The following is an 18735-nucleotide window of genomic DNA, read 5'->3' on the forward strand; positions in this document are numbered from 1 at the left end:
GGCTACTTCCTGTTGATCATCCGCTCGACCGGCAGGTCGTCGAGCAGAAGCTTCGCACACAGGTCACGGAGCGAAGTCCTGATCGCTTCCTCCGTGCAAGGGTGATAGAAGGGAATACCGAGCGCCTCGGGCGCGCAGAGCCCTTGTGCGATGAGCGCCGCGAGGAGGTGGGCGTGGTGCTCGGCGTCGGGCGCGATCAGCTCCGCGCCGAGAAGGATGCCCGTCTCCCACTCGCCGTAGAGCCGCAGGAGCCCCCGCGCCCTATCCTCGATCACCGCGCGGCCCTGATCGGCGAAGGACGCCTCGCCGACCTCGAAGCGGCGGCCGCTCTTAACGATCTGCGCGTACCGCATACCTGCCGTGGCGATCGAGGGCTTCGTGTAGGTGATGAAGAGGTCGGTCTTGCGGCGATGCGCCTTCACATGCGGCCAACGCCCCGCATTGTCGCCCGCGATGCGGCCATCGTCCGAGGCGACCGGCAGGACGGGCGCATTGCCCTCCGCGTCGCCCGCGATGAAGACCGCGACGGCGCTCGGGCTCTCGCCGGCCTCGCACAGGCAAGTCGCGCGATCGGACAGGGGCACGCCGTGCTCGTCTAGCTTCAGTCCCGCGTTCTCGATGTCGAGCCCGCCCATGTTGGGAACACGCCCCGTCGCCACGAGCGCGCGCTCGAAGGTCTCGGTTCTCGCTTCGCCATCGATCGTGAAGGTCACGTGGACGCCGTCCTGATCATTCCTGACCTCGTCGATCTGGGCGTCGAGTTCGACCGGAAATTCTCCGCCCAGGATCTCGTGGGCGGTCTTGGTGATCACGGGATCGGTCAGCATGGCGACGTCTCCGCCCTTCGACAGGCATCGGACCCGGACGCCGAGCCGCACCAGCGCCTGCGCCGCCTCGACGCCGATCACGCCGGCGCCGAAAACGACAACGCTTTCAGGCAGGTCCCGAAGCTCGAACAGGTCGGCGATGGTCAAGAGCCGTGCGCCCGCGCCCTCGCGCAGCTGATCGGGAATGCGGGAGACGGACCCCGTCGCGATGACGATCCTCTGTGCGCGTAGCATCTCGCCCCCGACCTCGAGGACACCGGGCTCGCGGAAGCGTGCGTGGCCGCGGAGGCGGCGGGCTTCCGGAATGGCCTCGGTCTGCGCGACCACGCCCTCGAGGAAGTGGTCGCGCAGGTCTTGCAAGCGACGCATGACAGCGGGACCGTCGACCGTCACCTCGCCTGTCTCGATCCCGAAGACCTTCGCGCCGCGGGCTTCGTGCGCCCGCTCCGCCGCTGCGATCAGGAGCTTGGATGGCATGCAACCCGAACGCGCGCAGGTCGTTCCGTAGGCACCGTCTTCGATCAAGACGATGGAGTCGGTCCAATGCCTCGCCGCAGCGTAGGCCTGAAGCCCCGCCGTGCCGGCTCCAATGATAGCGACATCGACCGTTCTCAAAGCTGCGATCCTTTCGAAGCGAAAAACTCGGTCACGTCCCGGACCACAGGCAGGCGCCGGGGAAAGGCGACGGCGATTATCGTGTCCGTGTGGCTTGCGCCGTCATAGGTCCGGAGCGCCGCCTCGGCACCGGCCGCTCGAAGCGCCTCGGCGAGCACGGCGCTGTTCCGAGGACGAACCGTCTTATCGCCGGTCCCCGTCAGAAGAAGCATCGGGGGCGCCTTCGCGCCGACGCGCGCGACCGGCTGCGTTGCTTCCAGGTCCGGCGCCCTTCCGAAGGCCGCCTGCGCCGCGCCGGGGTCGAGGGGTAGGAAGTCGTAGGGACCCGACAGGCCCGCGACGGCGCCGATGCGCGCCGGATCGATGTCCTCCGCCTCGAGGAACTCGGTCGCGAGGGCGAGTTGGACTGCGATGTACGCGCCCGCGGAGTGGCCGACCAGGAACACGCGGGCGGGGTCTCCGCCTCGCGTTGGCGCTTCCCTCAGCACGGCGGCGAGCGCAGCGGCCGCGTCCTGCATGAACACCGGATAGGCGCCGTCCGGAACCAGCGTGTAGTTCGGCACGGCCGTCAGGAACCCTTCCGCCGCGAACCGCCGCCCTGCGAAGACGTAGCCGTCCTTGTCGCCGCTCGCCCAAGAGCCGCCGTGGAAGAAGACGAGGATGGGGTGCGGTCCGGGCGCCGACGGCACGTAGAGATCGTAGGCCCGGCGGTCGCCTTCGCCGTAGGAGAGGTCCGAAACGCGCGAGACCGTTCGGTCAGGGTTCGGCGCGACGGCGTTGAGCAGGGTCAGGCCCGAACAGCCCGGCAGCAAGAGCAGGAGGAAGAGAATGCGGGCCACGACGGGCACTTAAGGCGGGTCCGCCTCGCGTCGACCGTCTTTGCGGAGAACCGCGACGAGAGGCGTCAGAAAGCGGGCGCGGTCCGCTCGATCGTCGTCTGAATGACCCGGGGACAGCGATGCGCATGCTTGATGAGCACGACGTCGAAACCGGGCGCGCGGCGGCGAAGGCTGCGGATGACCGTCTGCGCCGGATCGAAGTAGGGGGCGAGAAACGCCAGCCCGAGCGCGATCAGCGGCAGGCCGAGGGGGATCGGAAGAGGAAGGAAAACCGCACCGCAGACCAGCATGGTCGAACCGAGAAACTTGTGCGCCAGAATAAGCGCGCCAGACGATACCGCTTCCATGCCGTCTCCTATCCCTAATGTGACGTTAATCACATCGGTGTGCGGTCACAACATACGATGTGCAGTTCTATCACGAGATTGCTGCGGTTTCATCGAGTTGAACCGAAGGGTTAGGTCCTGCGGCGAAAGTTGGGCGAAGGACTCGCTCGCAGGGGAAGTCCTCAGATCCGCTTCCGTGCGGACAGGCGGCGTGCGTTCGCTCGCAAAGTCCGCCGCCCCGGGGCAACCCAGGCCTCGTAGGCATCGGCGAAGGAGTCAGCGCTCGGTGGGTTCGACCACATCATCAGGCTCGCTTTCATACAATAAGCCTGCCAAGCGAGCGTACCGTCCCACGCAGCCTGCACCTTCTCGGCGATCATCCGTTCGGCCTCGCGCTGGCGCGTAGCGTTCGGCGTCATCATCAGCATGGGCAGGCGGAAGGCGAGCACGGTTGCAACGTCGATCGCGTCGGTGAGGCTCGTCGAGGCGGAGGATTTCGTCATGGCGGTGCCTTGTGCGCCGCGGGCTTGCGGCGACCGCCCCTTCCCCGGTCCAAGGGTGCAACGCCAGTCACGAGCACGAGGCCGCGCATGAGCCTGACCGTCTACCACGCCCCGCCCGCCCGCTCCGTCAGGGTCGTCTGGCTCCTAGAAGAGCTGGGCGTGCCCTACGAGACGGTGGCGATGCCGCTCGACCGGAAGGTCCTGACCGGCGACGAGTACCGGGCGGTGAACCCGACAGGAAAGATTCCCGCTCTCAAACACGACGACCTCATCCTGTTCGAGAGCGTGGCCATCATGGAGTACCTGCTCGCCCGCTTCGGCCCGGGGGACTTGGCGCCCGCACCAGAGGACCGTCTGTACGGTCCCTACCTTCAATGGCTTCACTACGGCGAAGCGGGGATGGGGCCCTCCGTCACGATGGCGCTCGGCCACCGGCGCCTTCTTCCCGAAGCGGCGCGGATCGAGGCGATGGCGAAGTGGGGCGAGCGGGAAGCCGCCGCTTGCTTCGACGTGCTCGCGGGGCCGCTATCGGCGAACGACTACCTGCTGCCGAGCGGGTTCAGCGCGGCGGATATCTCCGTCGCCTACATGCTCCTTCTCGCGAAGTTCGCCGGCATGTCGAAGGCGTTCCCGGCAGCGGTGAGCGCCTACTTCGAGCGCTGCACCGCCCGGCCGGGCTGGAAGGTCGCGACCCGCGGGTGAACCGCGGGCCGCGTGGGCAGCCTACTCGATCTCGCCGCTCGAGACGTTCGGGTCCTGAATGCGCAGGTTGTTCTGGACGTGGGTCACGCCGGAGATGTCGTGCGCGATGTCCTCGGCCAGACGCTTCTGGCTGCGCGAGTCGACGACGCCGTCGAGCGTGACCTCGCGGTCCTGAACGGTGACGGTGATCTCGCTCGCGTCGAGTTCGTGATCGTCGGTCAGCCAGTCGTTGACCTCTTCCAAGATGCGCTCGTCGGACCGGACGTAGTTCTTGGGTCCCTTGCCGCGGTGGCTTGGGCGATCGGCGGCCCCGAAGGTCCCTGCGTTCCGGCCGCGATCGTCGAAGTCGCGGGCGTAGCCGCCCTGCCCCATATTGCGCTCGGCGAGGCGTTCGTCGTCACCATAGCGGCGGTTCTGCCGGGAGAGCGTCCGGCTCATCCCGCCGCCAATGCGCCCGCGGCCAGGCCCGCCGCCAAGGCCGAAGTCTGCGTCCTCGAAGTCGTCCTCGACGTCGTTGATCGTGCCGCCTTCGGACCGGCGCGTCCGGCCGTAATAGCCGCGCATCCGGTCGTCGTTAGAGCGTTCGGCATCGTAGAAGCGGTCTCGGTCCTGGCCCCCGCGCATGTAGGCGCCCTCATCCTGGCCGTAGCGGCCGCCGCCGCGGCGGCCTTCGTTCCTGTCGCCCGAGTAGTTTCGGTCTGCCATGGTTCGTCTCCTCTGGGCGCAGCGGCCGTTACGCCGCGCCGTCTGGAAATGCTGTGAACGGACGAAGGGGGGACACGGAGGCCCGTGCGCCCGTTCGGTTACAACCCGGAGAGAGAGCCAGCGTCAGCTCATCATCTCGGCCAGAAGCTCGTCTTGCAGCTCGGCCAGGATCGCCTCGTTCGCGCCGCCGACGATCGTCTCCCGCCCCGCTTCCATCATCACGGGGACGGCCATCGGCGAGACGTGCGCCAAGTGCTTCACGATCAGGTGCCCCTGGATCCGCGCGAGGAGGTCCGACAGGCGGCGGATGTCGAGGAAACCCGCCGCCGCGTCGTTCCACGCCGCCTGCAGGAGGATGTGATCGGGCTCGTGCTCACGCAGGACGTCATAGATGAGCGAGGCTGAGAAGCTGACTTGACGGCCGGACTTCTCCTGGCCCGGATGCTGCCGTTCGATCATGCCGGCGATGAGAGCGCAGTAGCGGAAGGTGCGCTTCATCAGCTCGGCGTCGGCGAGCCAGCTGTCGAGGTCGTCGCCCAGCATGTCCTGATCGAAGAGGGCGTTCATATCGAGGCCGCGCGGATCGCGGCGCATCCAGATGGAGAGCGCGTACTCGGTTGGGCAGAAGCCCAAGGGCTGCATCCCCGCCCGCTCGAGCCGTCGCGTCAACAGCGTGCCGAGCGATTGATGCGCGATGCGGCCGTCGAAGGGGTAGCAGACGAGGTAGAACTTCTCCGCCCGTTCGAACGTCTCGATGAGGAGCTGGTTCGGCCCGGGGATGACCGACTTCCGCTTCTGCAGCTGTAGCCACTCCTGGACCTGGGGCGGGAGCTGCCGCCAGCGTTTGGGATCGTTGACGATGTCGCGGACGCGGGCGGAGAGGAAGCTCGACAAAGGGAACTTCGCGCCCCGCCAGGAGGGAATCATGACGTCGTCGGACGCGGCGCGGGTGACGAAGAGGTCCATGTCCTGAATGCCCTCGAAGCGCAGCACTTCGCCAGCGAATAAGAACGTATCGCCCGGCGTCAGCTGGCTCGAGAACCACTCCTCCATCGTGCCGAGCTTGCGCCCGCCCCGCGCCCGGCCGGGGCGCCCGTCCTCTCGGGTCACGCGGCCGTAGCGCACGGTGTAGACCGGCATCTCGACGATCGTGCCCGCGTTGAGGCGATAGAGCTGCGCGGTGCGGGGGTCCTTGATCCGCATGCGGCCGTCCGGCATCGGCACGATCCGCTTGTACCGGTCGTAGGCGCGCATGGCGTAGCCGCCGTTCGTCACGAAGCCCAAGGCCCGGTCGAAGACCTCGCGCGGCAGTCCGGCATAGGGCGCGGCGGAGGTCACCTCGCGGTAGAGCGCGTCCGGACGGAATGGCTCGGCGCAGGCCATGCCCCAGATGTGCTGGCAGAGGACGTCGAGCGCGCCGGGCTTCTGCCCTTCGCCGTCCAGCAGACCTGCGTCTACGGCTTCCTTCGCGGCGACGCACTCCAGCACCTCGAAGCGGTTGGCAGGGACGAGCAGCGCACGGCTCGGCTCGTCCATTCGGTGGTTCGCCCGGCCGATCCGCTGGACGAGGCGCGAGGCGCCCTTTGGCGCGCCCAGGCAGATGACGAGGTCCACCGCGCCCCAGTCGATTCCCATGTCGAGGGTCGCCGTGCAGACGACCGCTCGAAGCTGGCCCGCGCTCATCGCCGCCTCGACCCGCTCTCGCTGCGCCCGCTCGAGGCTGCCGTGATGAAGCGCGATGGCGAGGTTGTCGTCGTTCATCCGCCACAGTTCTTGGAAGCAGACCTCGGCTTGGGAGCGGGTGTTGGTGAAGATGAGCGCCGTCGTGGCGCCCTTGATCGCCTCGTAGACCTGCCCGAAGGCGTGGCGCCCTGAGTGCCCGGACCAGGGAATGCGGTCCTCGGCGGTCAGGACACGGACGTCCGGCTTCACGCCGCCCTGCCCCACGATCAGCGCGGCCTCCTCGGTGCCCTCCTCGGGCTGCGGCACGAGGTAGCGCTGTAGCGGCACGGGGTCGGCGACGGTGGCGGAGAGGCCGACCGTCCGCATGCCCGGCGCGAGCGTCCAGAGCCGAGCGAGGTCGAGCGCGAGGAGGTCGCCGCGCTTGGAGCCTCTGAGGGCGTGGAGTTCGTCGAGGATGACGCATCTGAGGCTCGAGAACAGCGTCTCCGCCGAAGGGTGCGCGAGGAGCAGCGCGATCTGCTCCGGCGTCGTCAAGAGCATGTCGGGCGGGGTGTGCCGCTGGCGCTGCCTCACGGAGGACTTCGTGTCGCCCGTCCGGCTCTCGATCTGAACGTCGAGACCCATCTCCGTGACGGGCGTCATCAGGTTGCGCTGGATGTCGACGGCGAGCGCCTTGAGCGGGCTGACATAGAGGGTGTGAAGGCTCCGCTGGTTCTGCGGCCGCTCCGCGAGGTCGATCAGGGACGGCAGGAAGCCCGCGAGCGTCTTGCCCCCGCCCGTCGGCGCGATCAGCAGGGCGGAGCGGTCCGCTCGCGACGCCAGGAGCACGTCGCGCTGATGATCGCGCAGGCGCCAGCCGCGCCCTTCGAACCAGTCGCGGAAGCGGGGCGGGAGGATGTCGAGGTCGGAACCGTCAGCCATCGAGTAGACTTAGTGCGGTGACGGGTCGCCGTCCCCCGCCGCCGGGGCTATGTCCGGAGCCCTGTGACCGCGTTAAGCGGGCCGAACCAGTTTCTCGAGGTCCCATGCCCTCCATCACCCCCGTCATCATGTCCGGCGGCTCCGGCACGCGGCTGTGGCCCCTGTCCCGCCACGCCGACCCGAAGCAGTACCGCCCCCTCGTCTCCGACCGCACCATGCTGGAGGAGACCGCCGTCCGCGTGACGCAGGCCGGAGCGGACGTGAAGCGGCCGGTCGTCATCTGCTCCGAGGCGCATTGCGGGCGCATCACCAGCCTCCTCGCCGAGATGGGCGGCCCGTCCGCCGTCATCACCGAGCCTGTGGGCCGGAACACCGCCCCGGTCGCCATCGTCGCCAGCCTTCACGTAGCACAGGACGATCCCGAGGGGATGGTTCTCCTTCTGCCCGCCGACCACTTCGTACGGGACGTCGAAGGGTTCTGGCAGGCCGTGCGCCGCGGGGAGGAGGCCGCCCGTCGCGGTCACCTCGTCACCCTCGGGATCAAGCCGACCGCGCCCGAGAGCGGCTATGGCTACATCAAGCGCGGCGCCCCGCTGACGGAAGGGGTCTACGAGGTGGAGGCGTTCCGGGAGAAGCCCGACGTCGAGACCGCGAAGTCCTACCTCGAGGATGGCTCTTACGCTTGGAACGCAGGCATCTTCCTGTTCCGGGCCCGCGACCTGCTGGAAGAGGCCCAGCGCTTCGTGCCGGAGATGATGGCCGAGGTCAGGAAGGCCTACGACCGGGCGGTGCAGGACGGCACGACGCTCCGCCTCGACGAGGCCAGCTTCGCGCAGGTCCCGGCGGACTCGATCGACTACGCGATCATGGAGCGGACCGAGCGCGCGGCCATCGTGCATCCCGTCGACGTCGGCTGGGACGACATCGGCTCGTGGAGCGCGGTCGCGAGCCTCGCCCGCGGGGCGGACAGCGTCGCGGCGAAGGGCGACGTCGTGACGATCGACTGCGAGGATACCTATGTCCGCTCCGAAGGGCCGCTGGTGGCGGCGGTGGGCCTGAAGGGCGTGATCGTCGTCGCGATGGACGACGCGGTCCTCGTCATCGACGAGAGCCGGTCGCAGGACGTCAAGGCGATCATCGAGCAGCTCAAGGCCGGCGATCGGAGCGCGCTCCTATGACCGACCTTTCCGCCGCCAATGCGCGCCTCAAGTCCTGGATGATCGAGACCTGCCTGCCCATGTGGTCGCGACGAGCGCGGGACCATCGCGGCGGCTTCTACGAAGCGCTGACGCCCGACGGCGCGCCGCTCATGGACCGGAACAAGCGCTTCCGCGTGCAGCCGCGCCAGGCCTACGCCTTCGCCCACGCGGAGCACCTCGGCTGGACCGAGCAGGGACGCAGCGCGTCCGACCATGCCTTCGCCTTCGCGCTCGAGGCGGGGACGGACGACCACAGCCTGGCGGGCGACGGCACCTTCACCGGCTTCGCACACGTCCTGTCGCCCGAAGGCGCCGTGGTGGACGCGAAGCGCGACACCTACGACCACGCCTTCGTCCTCTTGGCCTGCGCCTGGCGCGGAATCGCCTTCGGCGATGCGCAGTCGCGCGAAGTCGCGGAGCGCACCATCGGCTTCCTCGACACCATCGGGCAGCCCGACGGCAGCTACCTGGAGGGCAAGCCCGACGCCCTGCCCCGCCGTCAGAACCCGCACATGCACCTCTTCGAGGCGTTCATGGCGCTTCACCGCGCAGGGCTGGACGGCGCGCTCGACCGTGCGAAGGCCATCCATCGTCTCTTTACGGAGCGCTTCTGGGACGGTGAAGTCCTGCGCGAGTTCTTCGCCGAAGATCTTACCCCCGATCCCGAACGCGGGGACGTCATCGAACCCGGCCACATGGTCGAGTGGGTCTGGCTTCTCGACGCTTACGAAGAGCTGACCGGCGAGGACCAGTCGGCGCTGATGCACGCGCTCTACGAGGCGGCCGAGCGCACCGGCATGGGCCACGACGGCTGGCTCATCGACGAGGCGAAGGCGGACGGCACGCCGCTTCGCACGACGCGCCGTTCCTGGGTCGCGATCGAGCACGCCAAGGCAAGCCTCGTTCTAGCGCGGCGGGGCGAAACGGCGATGGAGGGGAAGGCCGCGCGCCTGATCGACGGCATGCTCGGCAGCTACTTCGATGCCCCCTTCCCCGGCGGTTGGAACGAGCAGTACGACGCGGACGGACGGGTCGTGAGCGAAGACATGCCGACCAGCATCCTCTATCACGTGGTCAGCCTCGCGGCGGAAGCGGACCGGACGGCGACTGCGTTGGGACGCTGAACGCCGCGCAGCGAGACCGGAAGCGAGGCAGCCGTTCGCGTCCGCTCGCGCGGTGGTACGATGGTCCGGGGTGTCCCGCGCGCGGCTCGCCGCAGCGAAGGGTTTGATTTGGAGTTGCTGCGGCGTGAAGGGTCCCACACCGTAGCCTGACGCGCGGTACGGGACCCTCCACCTCCCTCGAGGCGATCCGCCGGGGCCGTTCTTCAGCTCGCCCGGCGCGTGTCTGGCCTGACCAAGTGGGATGCATTCCATCATCCAGACTTCGTCAGCACGTGACCTCGTGGCGGCAGGCAGGGGAGACGTCAGCTGTCCGCCCCGCCCCGGTCCTGCCGCGACGGGGGGAGAATGGCACGGGGCCAAGGGGGCGGGGATAAGTCGTAGGGCGACTGCGCGGGCACGAACGCCGAGGCGGCGCGCAGGGAATGCCCGCAGCCTCGGGGCCGGACGATAAGACATCGCGAGCGGCAAGGTCGGTGCGCGGCTGCCGGAGAGGCCGGAAGCCGTCGGTGGCAGTGTGGCCGGGCAGCCGCCCTACGCGGCCGCCTTCTCTTCGCCGTAGAGCGATTGGCCCTTCTTCGCCATCTCGCGGAAGGCTTCGGGCGGAGAGAAGCGGTCGCCGTGCTTGGCGGCGAGACGGTCGGCTGTCTCGACGAAGGTCTTCACCCCGACCATGTCGATGTAGCTCATCGGGCCGCCGGTCCAGGGACAGAAGCCCCAGCCGAAGATGGCGCCGAGGTCCGCCGACTGCGGATCGTGGACGACGCCCTGCGCGTACATCCGCGCCGCGTTGACGAGCTGGTTGTAGAGGAGACGTTCCTTGACCTCCTCTGCGCTCGGCTGCTCGGCCGCATGCGGATAGTGCTCGGTCAGGCCGGGCCAGATGCGTTTCTTCTCGCCCTCGGGGTAGTCGTAGAAGCCCTTGCCGACCTTGCGGCCCTTCCGGCCGAGCTCGTCCACGAAGAGCTCCAGCATGTCTTCGACGCCCGTGGGGACGTAGGCGTCGCCCATGTCGCGCTGGGCCGAGCGAGTAATCGAGAGGCCGAGCTCCTGGCTCGTTTCGTCCATGAGAGCGAGCGGCCCCACCGGCATGCCCATGTGGACGGCGCAGTTGTCGATGAGGGCGGCGGAGATTCCCTCCTTCACCATCAGCGCCGCCTCGTTGAGGTAGGGCACGACGACGGAGTTGCAGTAGAAGCCGCGCGCATCCGAGACCACGATCGGCGTCTTCTTGATCTTCGCCACGTAGTCGAGCGCGGTGGCGAGCGCCTTGTCGCCCGTGCCCTCGGGGCGGATGATCTCAACCAGCGGCATCTTGTCGACGGGCGAGAAGAAGTGGATGCCGATGAACTGGTCCGGCCGCTTCGAGTTCGCGGCCAGGCTGGCGATCGGAATGGTCGAGGTGTTGGACGCGAAGACGACGTCCTCGGGGATCACCGCTTCGGTCTTCTCGGTGACATCCCTTTTGACGCCCGGGTCCTCGAACACGGCCTCGATGATGAGGTCGACGTCCTTGAGGTCCGCATAGTCCGTCGTCGTCTTGATGCGGGCCAGCATCTCTTCGGAGGCTTCCTTGGTCAGCTTGCCCCGGCCGATGCCCTTCTCGTTGAGCTTGGCTGAGTAGGCCTTGCCCTTCTCCGCATACGACATGTCGCGGTCGAGGAGGACGACCTCCATGCCGGCGCGCGCCGTGACGTAGGCGATGCCCGCGCCCATCATGCCGGCGCCGAGGACGCCCACGCGTCTGAGGTCAGACTTCGGCACGCCTTCGGGGCGGGCCATGCCCTTCTCCGCCGCCTGCTTGTTCACGAACAGGGTACGGATCATGTTCTGCGCCTGCGGCTCCATCAGGCACTTGGTGAAGTACTTCGATTCGATTCTGAGGCCGGTGTCGATCGGGACGATCGAGCCCTCGTAGATCGAGGAGAGGATGCGCTGAACCGCGGGGTAGTTGTGGTTGGTCGTTCCCTGCGCCATCGCGCTCGCGCCCGCGAAGATCGGCACGACGCGCGGGTCCATCGCGCCCGCGCCGCCAGGGATCTTGAAGCCCTTCTTGTCCCAGCGCTGGGTGGACTTAGGGTTGTCGCGGCACCACTGCTTGGCGCGATCGATCAGTTCGCCCTCGGGCACGATCTCGTCGAGGAAGCCCGCCGCCTTCGCCTCCGCTGCCTTCATGGGCTTGCCGAGGGAGCAGGTCTGAAGCGCCGTTTGAACGCCCGCGAGGCGCAGCGTGCGCTGCGTGCCGCCCGCGCCCGGGATGAGGCCGACCTGCACCTCGGGTTGGCCCATCTGGACGCGCCCATTGTCCGCCGCGAGGCGGTAGTGGCAGGCGAGCGCCAGCTCCATCCCGCCGCCGAGCGCGAGGCCGTTCACCGCCGCGACCACGGGCTTGGCGGTCGCCGCGCCCTTGAGGAGGTCCTTGGGCGCCCTGCCCGCCGTCTCCATCTTGCGAAGGAGGGATTGGAGCTTGAAGTTCTCTTCGAAGACCTGCGCGGCGGTCGCGTCCGCCGGCACGTCGCTCAGCATGCGGAGGTCGGCACCCGCGAGGAAGCCAGACGCCTTGCCGGAGGTGACGACGAGGCCGGTGATCGCATCGTCGCTCGCGAAGCGGTCGATGACTGCCGAGAACTCCTCGATCAGCGCCCGGTTCCAGACGTTCATCGAGGCGTCCGGCAGGTCGATCGTGACGAGCGCGATGCCGTCTGCGTCGATGTCGAGGGTCAGGGTATCGTAGTCTGACATAGTCTGCGCCTCAGCTGAAAGTTGTGGCCAATTCTTCATGATAGTCGCCACGACCGGTTTCATGGTCGGGGCCGAAGCGGTTTCGCCTGCGTTGGCCAGGCAGCACGGCCCAATAGAATAGGAGTAGTATCCCGATTATCGTCACTGCGAGGAGCAACCACCAGCCACTCCTTCCGACATCGTGCAGCCGCCGAACGTTCAGTGCCAGGCTCGGGATGAGCGTGATCAACGAGAAGAGCATACCAAGCGGGCCATTGTCTTGCTCCCACCCGACGATCATTCCGTCCAGCAAAGCAAGTCCAACGTTGATGAGGACGCTGGCCAGCATCCACCACCAGAACGCGCCGCGGGACGAGCGCCCTTCGAACTTCAGGTAGTTACGAAAGAAAAGCGGGATCGAGTCGACGAACGAAACGTACCTGCTCTGTGGGTAATCGAGAGCATTCTTCTCGCTCATATCGTCACGCCACCCGCTCGATGATCGTCGCGGTGCCCATGCCGCCGCCGACGCACAAGGTCACGAGCGCCGTGCCCTTCCCCGTGCGCTCGAGCTCGTCGAGCACCGTGCCGAGGATCACCGCGCCGGTCGCGCCCAAGGGGTGGCCCATCGCGATGGCGCCGCCGCAGACGTTGATCTTGTCGTGGTCGATGTCGAGCGCCTGCATGTAGCGCAGGACGACGCTGGCGAAGGCTTCGTTGAGCTCGAAGAGGTCGATGTCGTCCCTCGTCATGCCGGCGCGGTCCAGGACCTTGCGGGTCACGAACTCCGGCCCCGTCAGCATGATGGTCGGCTCCGAGCCGATGGACGCCATGGCGCGGATGCGGGCGCGCGGCTTCATGCCGAACTTCGATCCCATCTCGGCAGAGCCGATCAGCACGCCCGCCGCGCCGTCGACGATGCCCGAGCTGTTGCCCGCCGTGTGGACGTGGTCGATCTTCTCGACCTCGGGGTACTTCTGGATCGCGACCTTGTCGAAGCCCGGCATCATCTCGCCGAGGCCCAAGAAGGCAGGGTTGAGCGCGCCGAGGGACTGCATGTCCGTGTTCGGCCGGATCGTCTCGTCGGTGGAGAGGACGTCCATGCCGATGACGTCCTTCACCGGGACGACCGAGCCCTTGAAGCGGCCCTCTTCCCAGGACTTCGCCGCGCGCTTGTGGCTCTCGACCGCATAGGCGTCGGCGTCGTCGCGGCTGATCCCGTAGCGGGTCGCGATGAGGTCGGCCGAGATGCCCTGGGGCACGATGTAGTTCTTGAAGGTGACCGCGGGGTCCGAGACCATGGCGCCGCCGTCCGAGCCCATCGGCACGCGGCTCATCGCCTCGACCCCGCCGCCGATCGCCATCTCCGCCTCGCCGGTCATCACCTTGGCGGCGGCCATGTTCACGGCCTCGAGGCCGCTCGCGCAGAAGCGGTTGACCTGAACTCCCGCCGTCGTCTGCGCGTAGTCCGCCATCAGGACGCAAGTGCGTGCGATGTCCGAGCCTTGCTCGCCCACCGGCGAGACGCAGCCGAAGATGACGTCGTCGACGTGCGCCGTGTCGAGCTCATTGCGGTCGCGCAGCGCCTCGAGCACCTGGGTGCCGAGCGCGACGGGGGTGATCTCGTGCAAGGAGCCGTCGGGCTTGCCCTTGCCTCGCGGCGTTCGGACGGCGTCGTAGATGAGAGCGTCTGCCATGGGGTCTCCTCGCGCGGGCGTTCGGGCGCCCTTTGTTTTGACCTATTAGGCCACCCTATCGCTTGCAACGGAAGCGGGCACAGCGCCGCTGCAACCCCTGCTTGCGAAGAGCCCGCTGGACCTCGCCCGTTCGGACGGGAAGAAGAGGGGATGCGAATCTTCGGAGTCCGCCCGCCTTGTCCCCTGCCCTGCGCCTGACGATCGGCTGCCTCGCGACGGCGCTGTTGGGTCTCGCCACCGTCCATGCGGGGCTGATCGGTCCGTCGCATGGCGAGGTGTCGGCCAAGCTCGAAGTCGCTGTTACGGCTGCGCTTCTCGCGGAGGGGCATGACTGGGCCGCGGTCCGGATGGACGGCCAGCGGGCGATCCTGCTCGGCACGGCGCCGAGCGCGGACGCGCTGCGGGAGGCCCGGCGCGTCGCCGTCCGGGCCGTCTCGGTCGGCGGACCCGTCGCGGGCGGGGTGACGGGCGTCGATATAAGGCAGGCTGATGTCATGCCTGCATCGGACGAAAGAGCGGCGCTGCGCCTGCGGGGAGTCCGGCGGTGATCTGGCTGATCGGACAGATGTGGGCGGCGCTGCTGATCGCCTTCGCGCTCGGGGTCTTCACCGGCTGGTGGGCGCGCCCCCCGCGCGAGCCGCGGCGTCCGGTCCCCCTGCCCGACCCCGGCACGGTGCGCAGCGCCGCGCCGCGGCCGGCCCCGCAAGCGCCGCCGCCGCCCGACGGTCCCTTCGACGACCTGACCCGCATTCAGGGCATCGGTCCGCACTACGAGCGGCTGCTGCGGGAGAACGGGATCGGGACCTACATCCAGCTCGCCGAGCTGACGGACGCGCAGATCGCCTGGCTCGACGAGAAGCTCGGCGCGGGCGAGCGGATCAGGCGCGAGGACTGGCCCGGCCAGGCGAAGGCGCTGCTGCGGCGGCTGTGAGCCCGGGGCCCAAGAGCTTGGGAAGAGCGGCGTTCGGTGCTACGCGTGACGCCCCGTCGGGGGCGTAGCTCAATGGTTAGAGCTGGCGGCTCATAACCGCTAGGTTGGGGGTTCGAGTCCCTCCGCCCCTACGGGCTCGATGATGCCGGGCTTGCCGGAAGGCCCTTCCGGATTCACATGAAGGGTCCGCCCCTTACCGAGCCGTTCTGTCCCGCATGCCCGCCGCAGCCACGAAGCCCGATTCCAAGCTCACAGGCTCCGCCCTGATCGCGGACTACGTGAAGCGGCTGCCCGCCAAGCCCGGCGTCTACCGCATGCTGAACGCGTCGGGCGACGTCCTCTACGTGGGCAAGGCCAAGTCGCTGCGTAACCGCGTCTCGAACTATGCGAGCATGAACGGGCACTCGAACCGCATCGCCCGCATGATCGCCGAGACGCGGCAGATGGAGTTCGTCGTCACCGAGAGCGAGACCGAGGCGCTCCTGCTCGAGGCGAACCTCATCAAGACGCTGAAGCCGCGCTTCAACGTCCTCCTGCGCGACGACAAGAGCTTCTCGAACATCCTGATCGCGACCGACCACGCCGTGCCGCAGATCCTGAAGCATAGGGGCGTTCAGAAGCGGCCCGGGCAGTACTTCGGCCCCTTCGCGAGCGCGGGCGCGGTCAACCGCACGCTGAACACCATGCAGAAGGCCTTCCTGCTGCGCTCTTGCTCGGACAGCGTCTACGACAGCCGCACCCGGCCCTGCCTGTTGCACCAGATCAAGCGATGCTCCGCGCCCTGCACCGGCGAGGTGACGAAGGCGGAGTATGACGAGCTTGTGGACGAGGCGCTCGCCTTCCTGAAGGGCCGCAACCGCGACGTGACCAAGCGGCTGTCGAAGGAGATGGAGGAGGCGTCCGAGCGCATGGAGTTCGAACGCGCCGCGCGCCTGCGCGACCGTATCCGCGCGCTCGCCTTCATCCAGGAGACCCAAGGCATCAACACCGCCTCGGTCGGCGAGGCGGACGTCTTCGCGGTCCATGCGGACGGGGGCGCCGCCTGCGTCCAGGCCTTCTTCTTCCGGGCGGGGCAGAACCTCGGCAACGTGCCCTACTTCCCCAAGGTCGACGACGACGTGCCGACCGGCGAGATCATGGGCGCCTGGATCGCGCAGTTCTACGACGGGCGGATGCCGCCGGCCTTGATCCTGCTGTCCGAGGACGTGCCCGAGCGCGAGCTTCTCGCCGAGGCGCTGACGATCAAGGCGGGGCGGAAGGTCGAGATCCTGGTCCCCGCCCGGGGCGACCGGCGCGAGTTGACGCGCCACGCCCTGATGAACGCGCGCGAGGCGCTGGGCCGCAAGCTGTCGGACACGCAGAGCCAACGCAAGCTGATGGCGGAGCTACAAGAAACGCTGGGCCTGTCCGCCCCGCCCCGCCGGGTCGAGTGCTACGACAACTCCCACCTCGGCGGGACGGGCCAGGTCGGCGCGATGATCGTCTCCGACGAGGAGGGCTTCGCGCGGGCGAAGTACCGCAAGTTCAACATCAAGGACGAGACGCTGTCGGCGGGCGACGACTTCGGCATGATGCGCGAGGTGATGAAGCGCCGCTTCTCGCGCCTCCTCAAGGAATCGAAGCCCGGCGACGACGACTGGCCGAGCCTCGTCGTGATCGACGGCGGCGAGGGCCAGCTGGGCGCCGCGCGCTGGGCGATGGCCGCGGCGGGCATCACCGTGGGCACGAACACCGCCGAGGGCGAGGTCGCCCTCGTCTCGATCTCGAAGCCCCGCCGCGAGACCGCCTCCGGCGCCCGCGTCGCGGACCGCTCGGCGAGCGCCGCGGCCGAGCAGATCCACATGCCGGGGCGGCAGACCTTCCTGCTGCCCCCGCGCAGCCCGGTCCTCTACTACCTGCAGCGCCTACGGGACGAGGCGCACCGCTTCGTCATCGGCGCGCAGAAGGCGAAGCGCGCGCAGGAGATGAAGCGCAACCCGCTGGACGCGATCGAAGGCGTGGGGGCCGGCCGCAAGAAGGCGCTCCTGAACCACTTCGGCAGCGCGAAGGCCGTCGCGCGGGCGAAAAGGGCGGATTTGGAGGCCGTGGACGGCATTTCCGAGCAGCTTGCCGAGCGCATCTACGACCACTTCCACGGCTGACGGACCGGTGGGCTAGCCGGCGGCGTCCGGTTCGGCGATCCTGATCACCTTCGCCGGGATCCCGACCGCGACGCCGTAGGGGGGCACGTCGGACAGGACGACGGCATTGGCACCAATCGCGGCGTTGTCGCCGATCTGCACGCCCCCGAGGATCGCGGCGCCCGGTCCGACGTCGACGCCGTTCCCCAGCCGGGGCAAGCCTCCCTTGCCGTTCGTGCCGATCGTCACGCCCTGCATGACCAGGCAGTTCACGCCGAGTTCGGCCTCCGGATGAATCACGATCCCGAACGGGTGCGGCATGAGGAGGCCGCCGCCCGCGTTCAGCGTGAGGGGAACCTCGGACGAGCAGACTGCCGACCAGAAGCGGTGCCGTAGGACCGCCGCGACGCGGCCCAGGCGGGAACCGGCCCGCTGATAGTCGCGGACGGCGCCGATCAGTCGGCGGCTCGGCTCCCACCACCGCTCGGCGCGCTCGCGGGACCAGTCCGGAACGGGCGAGGAGGCGTGACGGGTCGCAGAAGGGGGAGTCTCGAGCACGGGCTTCCTCTATCGCGGCGGGAGGATACGGGAAAATCGCGCGCGCCGCAGCAGACGCGCGCCGGACAGGCCCGCCTCTTGCGTGTTAGAGGTTAATTCCGCCTTGGGGGCACGAGGGAGAAACGATGCCGGACGGCTACAAGGTTGACACCGACTTCGCCGAGGAACGAGCGGCGCGGCGGTCGACGGCGACTTGGCCGATGATCGGCTTGTTCCTGATCGCGATGGTCGGCGTCTTCATCTACGCCAAGGCGCTCCTGATGCCGGTGATGTTCGCCTTCCTGCTGGCGCTCACCTTCAGCCCGATCCGCCGCGTCCTCGAACGCCTTCACATCCCGTCGGGCATCACGGCTCTCTTGATCGTCGTCGGCCTCCTTGCCGGGCTCGTCGGCTTGGTGGCCGGACTGTCGGCACCGGTTTCGAGCTACATCGCCAATGCGCCGGAGATCCTCGAGCAGGCCGAAAGCAAGCTGCGCGACGTCTCCGACACGGTCAGCCAGGTCGCGGAAGCCGGCGACAGCATCGAGTTGCTGTCGAAGGAGGGCACGGACTCGCCTCAGGAAGTCGTGGTCGCCGAACCCGGCGTCGTCGAGAAGATCGCCGCCATCGCGCCCTTCATCCTGGCGCAGACCGTGCTGACGCTCGTCCTCCTCTTCTTCATCCTCGCCTCGGGCGACATGTTCTACGAGAAGATCGTCCACTCGATCGGCCGGTTCCGGGACAAGCGGCGCGCGGTGCAGATCATCTACGACATCGAGGCGAAGCTCAGCCGCTACTTCTTCACGATCACCGTCATCAACGCGGGCCTGGGCGTCGCGATCGGCCTCGCCATGTGGTCGATCGGCATGCCGAACCCGCTCCTCTTCGGGGTCGCCGCCTTCGTCTTCAACTTCATCCCCTATCTCGGCGCGCTCGCCGGCATCGCGCTTTGCACCGTGATCGGCCTCATCACCTTCGACACGATCGGTCAGGCAGCCTTCGCGGGCTTCCTCTTCTTCGCCCTCACCTCGCTCGAGGGACAGTTCGTCACGCCCTACGCCGTCGGGCGCAGCCTCAAGCTGAACACCGTGGTCGTGTTCCTCGCGGTCGCCTTCTGGGGCTGGGCTTGGTCGGTGATCGGCATGATCGTGGCGATGCCGATCCTGATCGCCGTCCGCGCCTTCTCGGAGCACATCCCGAAGCTGCGCGGGCTCGGCGACTTCCTCTCGGCCCGGCACGCCGAACTCGAGCCGCCGCGCTCGGAGAAGCCGATAGAAGCCTGATCGTC

At 68.2% G+C, this 18735-nt stretch carries 17 protein-coding genes and 1 tRNA gene; 8 read left to right on the top strand and 10 right to left on the bottom strand.

All coding sequences use genetic code 11. From position 1 onward, the window contains the following. Positions 1-2: 2 nt before the first annotated feature. The 4 genes from GGQ59_RS06320 to GGQ59_RS06335 form a co-directional block, all read right to left on the bottom strand. A complete protein-coding gene (locus GGQ59_RS06320) occupies positions 3-1442 on the bottom strand; it encodes a dihydrolipoyl dehydrogenase (RefSeq protein ID WP_183816942.1) in 1440 nt (479 codons plus the stop codon). Continuing rightward, complete coding sequence (locus tag GGQ59_RS06325; RefSeq protein WP_183816943.1) at positions 1439-2281, bottom strand: alpha/beta hydrolase fold domain-containing protein; 843 nt, start codon at positions 2279-2281, stop codon at positions 1439-1441. Before GGQ59_RS06325 ends, GGQ59_RS06320 begins: the two co-directional genes overlap by 4 nt. Positions 2282-2346: 65 nt before the next feature. After that, positions 2347-2628, bottom strand: coding sequence for a PGPGW domain-containing protein (locus GGQ59_RS06330; RefSeq protein WP_183816944.1), 282 nt, complete (start codon positions 2626-2628; stop codon positions 2347-2349). A 161-nt stretch (positions 2629-2789) separates the two neighbouring features. Then, positions 2790-3110 (bottom strand): hypothetical protein, encoded by a 321-nt coding sequence (locus GGQ59_RS06335; RefSeq protein ID WP_183816945.1) that lies wholly within the window; start codon positions 3108-3110, stop codon positions 2790-2792. Positions 3111-3197: 87 nt separating this feature from the next. Between GGQ59_RS06335 and GGQ59_RS06340 the strand changes: the two genes are divergently transcribed. After that, entirely contained in the window at positions 3198-3812 is a 615-nt protein-coding gene (locus GGQ59_RS06340) for a glutathione S-transferase family protein (RefSeq protein ID WP_183816946.1), read from the top strand. A 21-nt stretch (positions 3813-3833) separates the two neighbouring features. On the opposite strand, the gene GGQ59_RS06345 is transcribed toward GGQ59_RS06340, so the two are convergent. Continuing rightward, the gene (locus GGQ59_RS06345; protein ID WP_183816947.1) at positions 3834-4517 is read right to left on the bottom strand and encodes a BON domain-containing protein; all 684 of its coding nucleotides are present in this window, start codon (positions 4515-4517) and stop codon (positions 3834-3836) included. Between the two features lie 123 nt (positions 4518-4640). Beyond that, positions 4641-7121: a ligase-associated DNA damage response DEXH box helicase gene (locus GGQ59_RS06350; RefSeq protein WP_183816948.1), complete on the bottom strand. Its 2481-nt coding sequence runs from the start codon at positions 7119-7121 to the stop codon at positions 4641-4643. A 104-nt stretch (positions 7122-7225) separates the two neighbouring features. Here GGQ59_RS06350 and GGQ59_RS06355 point away from each other — a divergent pair, with 104 nt between their 5' ends. Continuing rightward, on the top strand, positions 7226-8299 hold the full coding sequence (locus GGQ59_RS06355) for a mannose-1-phosphate guanylyltransferase/mannose-6-phosphate isomerase (protein ID WP_183816949.1): 1074 nt from the start codon (positions 7226-7228) through the stop codon (positions 8297-8299). After that, a complete protein-coding gene (locus GGQ59_RS06360) occupies positions 8296-9444 on the top strand; it encodes an AGE family epimerase/isomerase (protein ID WP_183816950.1) in 1149 nt (382 codons plus the stop codon). Before GGQ59_RS06355 ends, GGQ59_RS06360 begins: the two co-directional genes overlap by 4 nt. A gap of 531 nt (positions 9445-9975) precedes the next feature. Here the strand turns inward: GGQ59_RS06360 and GGQ59_RS06365 are convergent. The 3 genes from GGQ59_RS06365 to GGQ59_RS06375 are packed head-to-tail and all read right to left on the bottom strand — an operon-like array spanning position 9976 to position 13859. Next, positions 9976-12183 carry a 3-hydroxyacyl-CoA dehydrogenase NAD-binding domain-containing protein gene (locus GGQ59_RS06365; protein ID WP_183816951.1) on the bottom strand — a complete coding sequence of 736 codons (2208 nt, stop codon included), beginning with the start codon at positions 12181-12183 and terminating at the stop codon, positions 9976-9978. Between the two features lie 10 nt (positions 12184-12193). Next, positions 12194-12640 (bottom strand): DUF805 domain-containing protein, encoded by a 447-nt coding sequence (locus GGQ59_RS06370; RefSeq protein WP_183816952.1) that lies wholly within the window; start codon positions 12638-12640, stop codon positions 12194-12196. A gap of 4 nt (positions 12641-12644) precedes the next feature. Continuing rightward, a complete protein-coding gene (locus GGQ59_RS06375) occupies positions 12645-13859 on the bottom strand; it encodes an acetyl-CoA C-acetyltransferase (protein ID WP_183816953.1) in 1215 nt (404 codons plus the stop codon). 176 nt (positions 13860-14035) lie between these two features. On the opposite strand from GGQ59_RS06375, the gene GGQ59_RS06380 reads away from it, so the two are divergent. From GGQ59_RS06380 to uvrC, 4 genes are all read left to right on the top strand, one after another. Beyond that, positions 14036-14407, top strand: a complete 372-nt coding sequence (locus GGQ59_RS06380; protein WP_183816954.1) for a hypothetical protein — start codon at positions 14036-14038, stop codon at positions 14405-14407. Next, a complete protein-coding gene (locus GGQ59_RS06385; protein WP_183816955.1) occupies positions 14404-14790 on the top strand; it encodes a helix-hairpin-helix domain-containing protein in 387 nt (128 codons plus the stop codon). Before GGQ59_RS06380 ends, GGQ59_RS06385 begins: the two co-directional genes overlap by 4 nt. Before the next feature lie 58 nt (positions 14791-14848). Beyond that, positions 14849-14921, top strand: a tRNA-Ile gene (locus GGQ59_RS06390). A gap of 84 nt (positions 14922-15005) precedes the next feature. Then, a complete protein-coding gene (uvrC, locus tag GGQ59_RS06395; protein ID WP_183816956.1) occupies positions 15006-16931 on the top strand; it encodes an excinuclease ABC subunit UvrC in 1926 nt (641 codons plus the stop codon). A gap of 12 nt (positions 16932-16943) precedes the next feature. On the opposite strand, the gene GGQ59_RS15400 is transcribed toward uvrC, so the two are convergent. Next, positions 16944-17468 (bottom strand): serine O-acetyltransferase, encoded by a 525-nt coding sequence (locus GGQ59_RS15400; protein ID WP_183816957.1) that lies wholly within the window; start codon positions 17466-17468, stop codon positions 16944-16946. A gap of 125 nt (positions 17469-17593) precedes the next feature. On the opposite strand from GGQ59_RS15400, the gene GGQ59_RS06405 reads away from it, so the two are divergent. Continuing rightward, complete coding sequence (locus GGQ59_RS06405) at positions 17594-18730, top strand: AI-2E family transporter (RefSeq protein WP_221400914.1); 1137 nt, start codon at positions 17594-17596, stop codon at positions 18728-18730. Positions 18731-18735: the final 5 nt, after the last annotated feature.

Origin of the sequence: Parvularcula dongshanensis, assembly GCF_014199615.1 — a bacterium.
Taxonomy (GTDB): Bacteria; Pseudomonadota; Alphaproteobacteria; order Caulobacterales; family Parvularculaceae; genus Parvularcula; species Parvularcula dongshanensis.